Annotated in this window: 6 protein-coding genes, 2 tRNA genes and 4 rRNA genes; 3 read left to right on the plus strand and 9 right to left on the minus strand. The window is 59.5% G+C overall.

What is annotated here, in order from left to right:
• Positions 1-52: 52 nt before the first annotated feature.
• Positions 53-1093 (minus strand): aminopeptidase, encoded by a 1041-nt coding sequence (locus Q4S45_RS18885; protein WP_305506963.1) that lies wholly within the window; start codon positions 1091-1093, stop codon positions 53-55.
• Positions 1090-3162, minus strand: coding sequence for a molybdopterin-dependent oxidoreductase (locus Q4S45_RS18890; RefSeq protein WP_305506964.1), 2073 nt, complete (start codon positions 3160-3162; stop codon positions 1090-1092). Before Q4S45_RS18890 ends, Q4S45_RS18885 begins: the two co-directional genes overlap by 4 nt.
• A gap of 139 nt (positions 3163-3301) precedes the next feature.
• Here Q4S45_RS18890 and Q4S45_RS18895 point away from each other — a divergent pair, with 139 nt between their 5' ends.
• Entirely contained in the window at positions 3302-4495 is a 1194-nt protein-coding gene (locus tag Q4S45_RS18895; RefSeq protein ID WP_305506965.1) for a M20 aminoacylase family protein, read from the plus strand.
• Positions 4496-4652: 157 nt separating this feature from the next.
• On the opposite strand, the gene Q4S45_RS18900 is transcribed toward Q4S45_RS18895, so the two are convergent.
• Entirely contained in the window at positions 4653-5552 is a 900-nt protein-coding gene (locus Q4S45_RS18900; RefSeq protein WP_305506966.1) for an NAD(P)-dependent oxidoreductase, read from the minus strand.
• Positions 5553-5676: 124 nt separating this feature from the next.
• Between Q4S45_RS18900 and Q4S45_RS18905 the strand changes: the two genes are divergently transcribed.
• Both Q4S45_RS18905 and Q4S45_RS18910 read left to right on the plus strand, forming a co-directional pair.
• Positions 5677-6228 (plus strand): acyloxyacyl hydrolase, encoded by a 552-nt coding sequence (locus Q4S45_RS18905; protein WP_305506967.1) that lies wholly within the window; start codon positions 5677-5679, stop codon positions 6226-6228.
• 49 nt (positions 6229-6277) lie between these two features.
• Positions 6278-7711, plus strand: a complete 1434-nt coding sequence (locus tag Q4S45_RS18910; protein WP_305506968.1) for a DHA2 family efflux MFS transporter permease subunit — start codon at positions 6278-6280, stop codon at positions 7709-7711.
• Between the two features lie 120 nt (positions 7712-7831).
• Here Q4S45_RS18910 and rrf (Q4S45_RS18915) read toward each other — a convergent pair.
• The 6 genes from rrf (Q4S45_RS18915) to Q4S45_RS18940 form a co-directional block, all read right to left on the minus strand.
• Positions 7832-7944, minus strand: a 5S ribosomal RNA gene (rrf, locus tag Q4S45_RS18915).
• 164 nt (positions 7945-8108) lie between these two features.
• Positions 8109-8221 (minus strand): 5S ribosomal RNA (rrf, locus tag Q4S45_RS18920).
• A gap of 140 nt (positions 8222-8361) precedes the next feature.
• Positions 8362-11234: ribosomal RNA gene (locus Q4S45_RS18925) — 23S ribosomal RNA — on the minus strand.
• Positions 11235-11477: 243 nt separating this feature from the next.
• A tRNA-Ala gene (locus Q4S45_RS18930) sits at positions 11478-11553 on the minus strand.
• A gap of 21 nt (positions 11554-11574) precedes the next feature.
• Positions 11575-11651, minus strand: a tRNA-Ile gene (locus tag Q4S45_RS18935).
• Positions 11652-11740: 89 nt separating this feature from the next.
• Positions 11741-13269 (minus strand): 16S ribosomal RNA (locus tag Q4S45_RS18940).
• The 16S, 23S and 5S rRNA genes sit together here with 2 tRNA genes alongside, the layout of an rRNA operon.
• Positions 13270-13352: the final 83 nt, after the last annotated feature.

The raw sequence follows: 13352 nt of genomic DNA on the forward strand, positions 1-13352 counted from the left end.
TGTTATTCGAGCAAGCATTCTAACGGGCACGGGTGCTGCAATGCAGCATGGATCAGGTCGCGGACAGCTGCTTGAGGCGGCGATGCCGCTCCTCGCGCTCGAGGTCGGCGATGCGGCGCACGGCCGTGTAGAAGCCGGTGAAGCTGTGCTCGCGCTCGAGCAGCGCGCGAAACGCCGGCACGAAGTCGTTGTAGGTGGCGATGGCGGCCAGGTGCGCGTTCGACAGCGGCTCGGCGAAGAAGCGGTCGTAGCCGGCGTAGCCGCCCCAACTCGACTTGAGCGCCGCGTAATCGTCCTGCAGCTGGCGGAACAGCCGCGCTTTTTCGGCGCGCTTGACGGCGTCGCTCTCTGAGGATTTGTAGTTGCGCTCGAGCGCGCGACGGCACTTGAGCAGCAGCGCCAGGAATTCCTGCTTGCGCTCGGTGTAGCGGACGAAGTTCTCGCGCATCTTCGGATTGCCGAACTGCTGCAGCCAGCGCTCGACGCCGGCCTCCTCGACCGCGCTGGCAAACGATTCGTTGAACTGCGAGTCGCCGGGCACGTACACCACCTGGTGCGCCAGCTCGTGGAAAATCAGGCGCGCCAGTTCGGCGTCGGGATAATTGATGAAGGTGGAAATCAGCGGATCGTTGAACCAGCCGAGCGTGGAATACGCGGTGACGCCGCCCACCTGCACGTCGTTGCCCGCGGCGCGCAGTTCGTCGGCGTAGGCCTGTGCATCCTCCTTGCCGTAGTAGCCGCGATAGTTCACGCAGCCGGCCACCGGGAAGCACCATTGCAGCGGCTTGAGCGACAGTTCCGGCGTGGCGACCACGTTCCACACGACGAACGGGCGCTTGAGCGCGGTGTAGTTCTTGTAGCTCATGTTGTCGGGCAGGCCAAGCTGCTGCACCGCGAAGCGGCGGATCTGGCGCGCCGTCTCCAGGCGCACGCGCAGCTTTGGCGAGGTGCCCGGATCCTGCATCCAGTCGTCGATCGAGCGCGATTCGGACAGCAGCGAGATCTGGCCCTTCGCGGCCTGTGAATAGTAGCCGACGGTCGAGCAGCCAGCGAGCAGGCCGGCGGCGATTATTCCGAAGGCCAGCCGCTTCATGCTTTCTCCACCTCGACCAGCGTGTCGTAGAACGTGGGCGCGCGCCCCATGTCGGTCAGGCGCTGGCTGGTCACTTCGTTGGCGTTCTTGCCGTCGCTGCCGAGCTTTTTCCACCACACCGACAGGCCGACCACCAGGCCGGGGCGGGCCTTCGCCGTCACGCGCGCCTTCGCGACGAAGGAGCCGCGGTCGTTGAAGATGCGGACCATGTCGCCATCCTGGATGCCGCGCGCCGCGCTGTCGTCCGGGTGGATGTCGAGGTGAGGTTCGCCCTCGCCGCCGCGCAGGCTCTTGACGTTGACGAACGTCGAGTTGAGGAAGTTGCGCGCTGGCGGCGAGATCATCGCCAGCGGGTATTTGCGCGCCAGCTCCGGATTGGACGCGGCCGATTCGTACGGCGGCGTGTAGGCCGGCAGCGGATCGTGACCGTCGGCCAGCATCGCGCTGGAATAGAACTCGCACTTGCCCGACGGGGTCGGGAAGCCGCCGTTGGCGAACGGCGCGTCGGGCATGTTGAGCTTTTGCCAGCCGCGCTGCTTGAGCGAATCCCAGTCGAAGTGCACCGCGCGCGCGTCGCGCGAATCGAAGGCCTTGGCCGCGAGCTGGTGGTCGTCCTCGCTGAAGCAGGGATCGTCGAAGCCCATGCGCGCGGCCAGCAGGCGGAAGATCTCGGTGTTCGGCTTGGCCTCGCCCATCGGCGCGATCGCCGCGTTATTGGCCATCATGTACAGGTGGCCGTAGGCGAGGTGCGCGTCGACATGTTCCAGCTGCGTGGTGGCCGGCAGAAGGATGTCGGCGTAGTCGGCGCTGTCGGTCTGGAAGTGTTCGAGCACCACGGTGAACAGGTCCTCGCGCAGGAAGCCGCGCATCACCTTGTCCGAATCGGGCGCGATCGCCAGCGGGTTGGCGTTGTAGACGATGACCGCTTCGACCTTGGGGCCGAACGAGGGCGACGCTTCGCGCAGCAGGTCGTCGCCGATGGTGGTCATGTTGATGGTGCGGACCGGCGTCTTGCGCAGTTCGGGCAGTTGCAGCGCGACGCGGTTGGCCGGGAAGGAGCCCGACGACGACAGCTGGATGCCGCCAGCCGCGTGGCGCCAGGCGCCCACCAGCGCCGGCAGGCAGGCGATCGTGCGCACCGACATGCCGCCGCCGGCCACGCGCTGCACGCCGTAGTTGACGCGGATCGCGACCGGCTCGCCGCGCCTGGCCATCTGGCCGTACTCGCGCGCCAGGCCGACCACTTCTTCGGCGGTGATGCCGCAGGTCTCGGCGGCGCGCTCCGGCGTCCATTCCGCCGCGCGCGCCTTGAGCTGCTCGAAGCCGAGCGTGTGTTGTGCGATGTAGTCGTCGTCGAGCAGGTTCTCGGCGATCAGCACGTGCATCATGCCGAGCGCCAGCGCGGCGTCGGTGCCGGGCAGCAGGCCGATGTGCTGGTGGCACTTCTCTGCCGTCAGCGAGCGGTACGGGTCGATCGCGATCAGCTTGGCGCCGCGCCGCTTGGCTTCCTGCGCGCGGGTCCAGAAGTGCAGGTTGGAGGCGATCGGATTGCCGCCCCAGATGATGATCAGCTTCGCATCCTGGAACTGTTCGAGGTCGGTGCCGATCGAGGCGCCGATGGTGTACTTGTAGCCGGTGGCGCCGGCCATCGCGCAGATCGTGCGGTCCAGCGCGGAGGCGCCGAGCTGGTTGAAGAAGCGCGCCGACATCGACTCGCCCTGCACCAACCCCATCGTGCCGCAGTAGCTGTAGGGGAGGATGGCCTGCGGCGCGCGGGCCGCGATCTCTTTCAGGCGCGCCGCGATTTCATCGAGCGCCTCGTCCCAGCTGATGCGCTCGAACCTGCCCTCGCCTTTCTTGCCCACGCGGCGCATCGGGTGCAGCAGGCGCTCGGGGTGATAGGTGCGTTCGGCGTAGCGCGACACCTTGGTGCACAGCACGCCGGCGGTGGTCGGGTGGTCGGGATCGCCCTTCACTTCGGTGGCGACGCCGTCCTCCACGGTGATGAGCAGGGCGCAGGTGTCGGGGCAGTCATGCGGGCAGGTCGCGCGCACTTGTCGGATGGTCATCGGAGGGCTGGAAACGTGGATCGAAGCCCTTACTTTATACGATTTCCGCACAAGAAGAGTGCCCCTCGTCACAGGCTGGTCATCCAATGACGAGTAGGGCTACAATGGCATTAACAATCAGGCATCCCTGGAGACTCCGATGAACCTTGTCGAACCCATCATTGCGTTCCAGACGGAACTGCAGCAGATCCGGCGCGACCTGCACGCGCATCCTGAACTTTGCTACGAAGAACAGCGCACTTCCGACGTGGTAGCCGCGCGCCTGACCGAGTGGGGCATCCCGGTCGTGCGCGGGCTGGGCGTGACGGGCGTGGTCGGCATCATCAAGAACGGCAGCTCGCAGCGCGCGATCGGCCTGCGCGCCGACATGGACGCGCTGCCCATGCATGAAGTCAACAGCTTCGCGCACGCGTCGCGCCATGCCGGCAAGATGCACGCCTGCGGCCACGATGGCCACGTCGCGATGCTGCTCGGCGCCGCGCACCACCTGGCCACGCACCGCAATTTCGACGGCACCGTCTACCTGATCTTCCAGCCGGCCGAGGAAGGCGGCGCCGGCGCGCGCAAGATGATCGACGACGGCCTGTTCGAGCAGTTCCCGATGGAAGCGGTGTACGGCATGCACAACTGGCCGGGCATGGAAGCGGGCACCTTCGGCGTCGTCGCCGGACCGATGATGGCGTCCTCCAACGAGTTCCGCGTGGTGGTCAAGGGCAAGGGCGCGCATGCCGCGCAGCCGCACAAGGGCGTCGACCCGGTGATGGTGGCGGTGCAAATCGCGCAGGCCTGGCAGACCATCATTTCGCGCGAGAAGAATCCGCTCGACACCGCCGTGCTGTCGATCACCCAGATCCATTCGGGCAGCGCGACCAATGTGATTCCCGACGAGGCGGTGATGATCGGCACCGTGCGCACCTTCACCACCGAGGTGCTGGACCTGATCGAAACGCGCATGGAAGAGATCGCCAGGCACACGGCTGCGGCATCGCGCGCTACCGTCGAGTTCGGCTTCAAGCGCAACTATCCGCCGCTGGTGAATCATCCGGAGCAGACCGCGATTGCGATCGAGGCAATGAAAGCGGTGGCCGGCGCCGGCCGGGTCGATGTAAATGTCGAACCGACCATGGGCGCGGAGGATTTCGCTTTCATGCTGCAGGCCAAGCCAGGCTGCTATGTGTTCATCGGCAACGGTGAAGGCGCGCACCGCGAGGGCGGACACGGCCTGGGGCCATGCCAGCTGCATAACGCCAGCTACGACTTCAACGATTCGCTGCTGCCGGTCGGCGCCAGCTACTGGGTGAAGCTGGTGGAGAAGAGTCTGCCGCCGGCTTAGCCCGGCGCTCGCAGAATCGGGGTCTGGTCCCGCGGACCTGACCCCATTTTGGATTGCGGACGCAAGGCCGGAATCGACGATTCGAAAATCGGGTCAGGTCCGCCGGAGCGACGGGGACGCCTGGTCCCCGACATTGCGCGCGTCGCCGAAACTGCAATTACGGCAGCTGATCCGGCGCATCGCCGAGGCGCTGGCCCGGGTTGGCCTTCTCGAGCGCGAGCAGGGCGGCGCTCTGGTCGGCAGCGGGGAATTCTCCAGCGATCGAGCGGTAGTGTTCCGTCACCAGGGCGGCGACCGGCAATACCACGCCGGCATCGGCGGCGGCCACCAGCACGTTCTGCATGTCCTTCAACTGGCTCTTCACCTGCCCGCCCGGCATGAAGTTGCGATCGAGCATGCGCTGGCCGTGCACCTCGAGGATGCGGCTTTCGGCGAATCCGCCGCGCAAGGCAGCGCGCACCGCGGCCGGGTCGGCGCCGGCGGCCTGCGCCAGCAGCAGCGCCTCGGCAACAATGTCAAGCGTGCCGCCGACGATCAGCTGGTTGCACAGCTTGGCGACCTGGCCACTCCCCGCCGGGCCGACCAGGGTCGGGCGTCCCATCGCGCGCAGCACAGGTTCGGCCAGCGCGAAATCCTGGACGCTGCCGCCGGCCATGATCGCCAAGGTGCCGGTCTCGGCGCCGAGCACGCCGCCCGACACCGGCGCGTCGATGAAGTTGATGCCTTTCGCGTGCAGCCGCTCATGGAAGGCGACCGCCTCGCCTTTTTGCGTCGAACTCATGTCGATCCACAGCGCGCCGGCTTTTATGGCGGGCAGCGCCGCATCGAGCACGCCGCTGACGATAGAGCCTGATTCGAGCATCGAGATGATGATGTCGGCGCCCGTCACCGCCTCCGCCATATTTACACGCGGATCGGCGCCGGTTGCGCGAAGTTCCTCGGCTTTGGCCGCAGTGCGGTTCCACACGCGCAGCGCATGGCCGGCCTGCGCAAGGCGCGCGGCCATCGGTTTGCCCATCAGTCCGATGCCGAGGAAGGCGAGTGTTGGGGATGTCATGTCCGGCTCCGTGGTTGTCGAAGGTGCATTCAATTGTAACGTGCCGGTCAGCAGCAGCGCAGCGCGAAACCGGTACAATAAGGATGGTGTTAACTGAATTGCACTCATTTTTATGAAAGCGTTTATGTTCCTCAAGAAGATCAAGCCGGTTCTCGCGCTGGGCGCGCTCCTGGCGTTACAACCTGTTTTCGCCGCGGACATGGGGGCCGACTCGGTCGCAGTGGAATTCGGCACCGGCAGCAAGGTGCAAATGATCCGCGCCAGCGCGCAGAAGAATTGGGAGCGCAGCTGGTTCGAATCGAACGGCACGCACCTGTCCGGCTATTGGGACGCCAACCTGGCGCTGTGGCGCGGCAACGCCTACCGCAATGTGCCGGGCGACCATCAGAACATCGCGGTGGCCGGCCTCACGCCGGTATTTCGCTTCGAGCGCAGCGACAAGCGCGGCTTTTATGGCGAGGCCGGGATTGGCGTGAGCCTGTTTTCCCACCTGTACAACAATGACGACAACCGCCTGTCGACCGCGTTCCAGTTCGCCGATCACATCGGCGCGGGCTACGTGTTCGCCAACCAATGGGAACTCGGCGCCAAGCTGCAGCACTACTCCAACGGCGGCTTCAAGCATCCGAACAGCGGCGTCAACTGGCTGGTTGTGAAGGTCGCGCGCCACTTCTAAGCGCGTTCTGTTGACTTCGTCATCGGTCGAATTATGTGACAATCGACCGATGACCAGTACCGCCACCATCAAGCAGTACCTCCCGTGGGTCGTCGCCACCGCGCTGTTCATGGAACAGCTGGACGCGACCATCGTCAATACCGCCATCCCGAGCATCGCAGCGAGCCTGCACGTCACGCCGCTCAGCCTCAAATCCGTCGTCACCAGTTATATCCTCAGCCTCGCCGTCGGCATTCCGGTCAGCGGATGGATGGCAGACCGGTACGGCACGCGCCGCGTGTTCGGCACGGCGATCGCGATCTTCACGCTGGCGTCGGTGCTGTGCGGGCTGTCGCTGAACGCGCCGATGATGACGGCTGCGCGGCTGCTGCAAGGCATCGGCGGCGCCATGATGATGCCGGTCGGGCGCCTGGCGATCATCCGCACCTTTCCAAAGTCCGAATTGCTGGGCGCGATGAATTTCGTGATCATCCCCGCGCTGATCGGGCCGCTGCTCGGGCCCACCGTTGGCGGCCTGATCGTGCACTGGGTCTCCTGGCGCGCGATCTTCTTCGTCAACGTGCCTGTCGGCCTAGTGGCGCTGTTCCTGGTGGTGAAATACATGCCCGACTATCGCGGAACGGAGCGCCGGCCGCTCGACGTGATCGGCATGATCCTGTTCAGTTGCGGCACCGCGTTGTTGTCGTGGCTGCTCGAGATATTTGGCGAACACACGCTCGACCCGACGACTGCGGTGGTGATGCTGGGGCTGTCGATCGCATTGCTGGTCGCGTATGGCTGGCATGCGAGCGGGATCGAATACCCTCTGCTGCGCCTGGCGCTATTCAGAGTAAGGACGTTTCGCACGGCGGTGCTGGGCGGATTCGCCACGCGCCTGGGCGTCGGGGGCCTGCCCTTCCTGCTGCCGCTGTTGTACCAGGTGGGATTGGGCCTGCCGGCTTGGAAGTCCGGTCTCCTGATGATGCCCACCGCGCTGGCCGCGATGGGCATGAAGCTGATCTCGGCGCGCCTGCTGTCGCGATTTGGCTACCGCCAGGTGCTGATCGTCAACACGGTCTGCATCGGCATCACGATCGGACTGTTTGCGATGGTGAAGTCGACCACGCCGCTGGCTTTCATCGTCATGCTCGGCCTGATGCAGGGGTTCTTCAATTCGCTGCAGTTTTCCAGCATGAACACGCTGGCGTATGCCGACGTCGCGCAGGCCGATTCGAGCATGGCGAGTACGATCTCCAGTTCGTTCCAGCAGCTGTCGATGAGTTTCGGCCTGGCGGCCGGGTCCCTGGTGGCTGCCTGGTTCCTCGGCGACGTACCGCAAACCAATCGCGGCATGGTGACCAGCGCCTTGCACAGCGCGTTCGTGGCCTTGTCGGTGGTGACGATCCTGTCGTCGCTGGCATTCTGGACGTTGCGCCGCGGCGATGGCGAAAGCATCAGCAAGGGCGTGAAGATCGCGCCCGAAGCAACGCCGGCGACGACTTAAGCCTTCACACCAGGGTCTGACCCGCGGGGACTCGGCGTCCCCGTCAGACCCTTTAGCACCACGAAACCAACAGGCAAAAAAAAACCTCAGCACTTCTGCTGAGGTTTTTCTGTATAACTAGCCTGACGATAACCTACTTTCACACTGGTTGCAGCACTATCATCGGCGTAATCTCGTTTCACGGTCCTGTTCGGGATGGGAAGGGGTGGTACCGAGTTACTATGGTCATCAGGCATAACTTGCACAGGTGCTTGCTCCCAATTGGGCAGCAAGACCTTGAATCTCGAGGCGTATTATACACCAGGGCCTGATCCCGCGGTCCAGACTCTTTGCACCGCAAAACCGCCAGACGAAAAAAAACCCAAGCATTTCTGCTTGGGTTTTTCTCTTGTAACTAGCCTGACGATAACCTACTTTCACACTGGTTGCAGCACTATCATCGGCGTAATCTCGTTTCACGGTCCTGTTCGGGATGGGAAGGGGTGGTACCGAGTTACTATGGTCATCAGGCATAACTTGTACAGGTCTTGCTCCCGATGGGGCAGCAATTCCTAGAATCTGGAAGAAGTAAGTTTCGTATTACTGGGTAATGAGTATGAATCAGAACAAGCCACAACGGTCTTTCTCATCTCTGTACCTGCTAAGGTTATAGGGACAAGCCGTACGGGCAATTAGTATTGGTTAGCTTAATGCATTACTGCACTTCCACACCCAACCTATCAACGTCCTGGTCTCGAACGACCCTTTAAAGAGCTCAAGGCTCTGGGAAATCTCATCTCAAGGCAAGTTTCCCGCTTAGATGCTTTCAGCGGTTATCTCTTCCAGACTTAGCTACCCGGCAATGCCACTGGCGTGACAACCGGTACACCAGAGGTCTGTCCACTCCGGTCCTCTCGTACTAGGAGCAGCCCCCTTCAAATTTCCAACGCCCACGGCAGATAGGGACCAAACTGTCTCACGACGTTTTAAACCCAGCTCACGTACCACTTTAAATGGCGAACAGCCATACCCTTGGGACCGGCTACAGCCCCAGGATGTGATGAGCCGACATCGAGGTGCCAAACTCCCCCGTCGATATGAACTCTTGGGAGGAATCAGCCTGTTATCCCCAGAGTACCTTTTATCCGTTGAGCGATGGCCCTTCCATACAGAACCACCGGATCACTATGTCCTACTTTCGTACCTGCTCGACTTGTCAGTCTCGCAGTTAAGCACGCTTATGCCATTGCACTATCAACACGATGTCCGACCGTATCTAGCGTACCTTCGAACTCCTCCGTTACACTTTAGGAGGAGACCGCCCCAGTCAAACTGCCTACCATGCACTGTCCCCGACCCGGATAACGGGCCAAGGTTAGAACCTCAAACAAACCAGGGTGGTATTTCAAGGATGGCTCCACGAGAACTGGCGTCCCCGCTTCAAAGCCTCCCACCTATCCTACACAGATTGGTTCAAAGTCCAATGCAAAGCTACAGTAAAGGTTCATGGGGTCTTTCCGTCTAGCCGCGGGTAGATTGCATCATCACAAACATTTCAACTTCGCTGAGTCTCGGGAGGAGACAGTGTGGCCATCGTTACGCCATTCGTGCAGGTCGGAACTTACCCGACAAGGAATTTCGCTACCTTAGGACCGTTATAGTTACGGCCGCCGTTTACTGGGACTTCAATCAAGAGCTTGCACCCCATCATTTAATCTTCCAGCACCGGGCAGGCGTCACACCCTATACGTCCACTTTCGTGTTTGCAGAGTGCTGTGTTTTTATTAAACAGTCGCAGCCACCAGTTTATTGCAACCCTTTCACCCTCATGGAGTAAACCAATCAAGCTACCAGGGCGTACCTTTTCCCGAAGTTACGGTACCAATTTGCCGAGTTCCTTCTCCCGAGTTCTCTCAAGCGCCTTAGAATACTCATCTCGCCCACCTGTGTCGGTTTGCGGTACGGTCTCGTATGACTGAAGCTTAGAGGCTTTTCTTGGAACCACTTCCGATTGCTTCGAAACCGAAGTTTCTCGTCTCGACCCCTTGAATTCCGCGCCCGGATTTGCCTAAGCGCCTTCTATGAGTCAAAAACCGGGACATCCAACACCCGGACAACCTTTCGCGATCCGTCCCCCCATCGCATCATACGACGGTGCAGGAATATTAACCTGCTTCCCATCAGCTACGCATCTCTGCCTCGCCTTAGGGGCCGACTCACCCTGCTCCGATGAACGTTGAACAGGAAACCTTGGGCTTACGGCGTGGGGGCTTTTCACCCCCATTATCGCTACTCATGTCAGCATTCGCACTTCTGATACCTCCAGCATCCTTTACAAGACACCTTCGCAGGCTTACAGAACGCTCTCCTACCATATCCTTGCGGATATCCGCAGCTTCGGTGACTGGCTTAGCCCCGTTACATCTTCCGCGCAGGACGACTCGATCAGTGAGCTATTACGCTTTCTTTAAATGATGGCTGCTTCTAAGCCAACATCCTGACTGTTTTAGCCTTCCCACTTCGTTTTCCACTTAGCCAATCTTTGGGACCTTAGCTGGCGGTCTGGGTTGTTTCCCTCTTGACGCCGGACGTTAGCACCCGACGTCTGTCTCCCAAGCTCGCACTCATCGGTATTCGGAGTTTGCAATGGTTTGGTAAGTCGCAATGACCCCCTAGCCATAACAGTGCTCTACCCCCGATGGTGATACTTGAGGCACTACCTAAATAGTTTTCGGAGAGAACCAGCTATTTCCAAGTTTGTTTAGCCTTTCACCCCTACCCACAGCTCATCCCCTAATTTTTCAACATTAGTGGGTTCGGACCTCCAGGGCGTGTTACCGCACCTTCATCCTGGCCATGAGTAGATCACTTGGTTTCGGGTCTACACCCAGCGACTGTCGCCCTATTCGGACTCGATTTCTCTACGGCTTCCCTATCTGGTTAACCTTGCCACTGAATGTAAGTCGCTGACCCATTATACAAAAGGTACGCAGTCACGGAACAAGTCCGCTCCTACTGTTTGTATGCACACGGTTTCAGGATCTATTTCACTCCCCTCCCGGGGTTCTTTTCGCCTTTCCCTCACGGTACTGGTTCACTATCGGTCGATTACGAGTATTTAGCCTTGGAGGATGGTCCCCCCATATTCAGACAGGATTTCTCGTGTCCCGCCCTACTTGTCGCATACTTAGTTCCACACATCGCATTTCGTATAAGGGGCTATCACCCTCTATGGCCGGAGTTTCCAATCCGTTCTACTATGCGTCGTGCTAAATCATGCAGGCTCATCCCATTTCGCTCGCCACTACTTTGGGAATCTCGGTTGATTTATTTTCCTGCAGCTACTTAGATGTTTCAGTTCGCCGCGTTCGCTTTGCATACCTATGTATTCAGTATGCAATGACCTAAAAGGCCGGGTTTCCCCATTCGGAAATCTGCGGATCAAAGTGTGTTTGCTCACTCCCCGCAGCTTATCGCAAGCTACTACGTCCTTCATCGCCTGTAATCGCCAAGGCATCCACCATGTGCACTTATTCGCTTGTCCCTATAACGTTAACCTCTCAGCCGACTAAGCCGAAAGACGCTACAGAGATAAGAAAGTACAGCGTTGTTGCTTGTTTTGATACATACAATCATTACCCTGCCAAACCGTTTTCACGGATTGACATAAAACTTTACTTCTTCCAGATTGTTAAAGAACGAAACAGCATTGACCTCTAAAAGGCCAAACCTAAATCGCAACCAGGAACTGGCTGACTTACGTTTGGTATTTCAAGAGTATGTAGAGTGGTGGAGGATGACGGGATCGAACCGACGACCCCCTGCTTGCAAAGCAGGTGCTCTCCCAGCTGAGCTAATCCCCCAAGGATTTACTACGACCGCGTTGGTAGGGCTGGTTGGACTCGAACCAACGACCCCCGCGTTATCAACACGGTGCTCTAACCAGCTGAGCTACAGCCCCGACTTGGACACTGCTACTGTTTCTTCTAAATTCAACAGTCGATAAGAGTGGACGCTCAATGAGTGGCATCTCTGCCTGTGCAACTCTAGAAAGGAGGTGATCCAGCCGCACCTTCCGATACGGCTACCTTGTTACGACTTCACCCCAGTCACGAATCCTACCGTGGTAAGCGCCCTCCTTGCGGTTAAGCTACCTACTTCTGGTAAAACCCGCTCCCATGGTGTGACGGGCGGTGTGTACAAGACCCGGGAACGTATTCACCGCGACATGCTGATCCGCGATTACTAGCGATTCCAACTTCATGTAGTCGAGTTGCAGACTACAATCCGGACTACGATACACTTTCTGGGATTAGCTCCCCCTCGCGGGTTGGCGGCCCTCTGTATGTACCATTGTATGACGTGTGAAGCCCTACCCATAAGGGCCATGAGGACTTGACGTCATCCCCACCTTCCTCCGGTTTGTCACCGGCAGTCTCATTAGAGTGCTCTTTCGTAGCAACTAATGACAAGGGTTGCGCTCGTTGCGGGACTTAACCCAACATCTCACGACACGAGCTGACGACAGCCATGCAGCACCTGTGTTACGGCTCTCTTTCGAGCACACCTCGATCTCTCGTGGCTTCCGTACATGTCAAGGGTAGGTAAGGTTTTTCGCGTTGCATCGAATTAATCCACATCATCCACCGCTTGTGCGGGTCCCCGTCAATTCCTTTGAGTTTTAATCTTGCGACCGTACTCCCCAGGCGGTCTACTTCACGCGTTAGCTGCGTTACCAAGTTAATTAAAACCCGACAACTAGTAGACATCGTTTAGGGCGTGGACTACCAGGGTATCTAATCCTGTTTGCTCCCCACGCTTTCGTGCATGAGCGTCAATCTTGACCCAGGGGGCTGCCTTCGCCATCGGTGTTCCTCCACATCTCTACGCATTTCACTGCTACACGTGGAATTCTACCCCCCTCTGCCAGATTCTAGCCTTGCAGTCTCCATCGCAATTCCCAGGTTGAGCCCGGGGATTTCACGACAGACTTACAAAACCGCCTGCGCACGCTTTACGCCCAGTAATTCCGATTAACGCTTGCACCCTACGTATTACCGCGGCTGCTGGCACGTAGTTAGCCGGTGCTTATTCTTCAGGTACCGTCATTAGCAAGGGATATTAGCCCTCACCGTTTCTTCCCTGACAAAAGAGCTTTACAACCCGAAGGCCTTCTTCACTCACGCGGCATTGCTGGATCAGGCTTGCGCCCATTGTCCAAAATTCCCCACTGCTGCCTCCCGTAGGAGTCTGGACCGTGTCTCAGTTCCAGTGTGGCTGGTCGTCCTCTCAGACCAGCTACTGATCGATGCCTTGGTAGGCCTTTACCCCACCAACTAGCTAATCAGATATCGGCCGCTCCAGGAGCATGAGGTCTTGCGATCCCCCACTTTCATCCTTAGATCGTATGCGGTATTAGCGTAACTTTCGCTACGTTATCCCCCACTCCAGGGTACGTTCCGATATATTACTCACCCGTTCGCCACTCGCCGCCAGGTTGCCCCGCGCTGCCGTTCGACTTGCATGTGTAAGGCATGCCGCCAGCGTTCAATCTGAGCCAGGATCAAACTCTTCAGTTCAATCTCTGTTTGTCGGACGTTTCCGTCCGAATTCGTCCCATTGGTCCGAATTCGCTCACTCAAAATACTGACAGGCCACTTCT

This window comes from Massilia sp. R2A-15, from assembly GCF_030704305.1.
In the GTDB taxonomy this organism is placed as follows: Bacteria; Pseudomonadota; Gammaproteobacteria; order Burkholderiales; family Burkholderiaceae_D; genus JAFCUW01.

Coding starts and splice junctions, on each gene's coding strand:
- Q4S45_RS18890 (WP_305506964.1), bottom strand. CDS start 3,162: ATGACCATCCGACAAGTGCGCGCGACCTGCCCGCATGACTGCCCCGAC.
- Q4S45_RS18905 (WP_305506967.1), top strand. CDS start 5,677: ATGTTCCTCAAGAAGATCAAGCCGGTTCTCGCGCTGGGCGCGCTCCTG.
- Q4S45_RS18895 (WP_305506965.1), top strand. CDS start 3,302: ATGAACCTTGTCGAACCCATCATTGCGTTCCAGACGGAACTGCAGCAG.
- Q4S45_RS18885 (WP_305506963.1), bottom strand. CDS start 1,093: ATGAAGCGGCTGGCCTTCGGAATAATCGCCGCCGGCCTGCTCGCTGGC.
- Q4S45_RS18910 (WP_305506968.1), top strand. CDS start 6,278: ATGACCAGTACCGCCACCATCAAGCAGTACCTCCCGTGGGTCGTCGCC.
- Q4S45_RS18900 (WP_305506966.1), bottom strand. CDS start 5,552: ATGACATCCCCAACACTCGCCTTCCTCGGCATCGGACTGATGGGCAAA.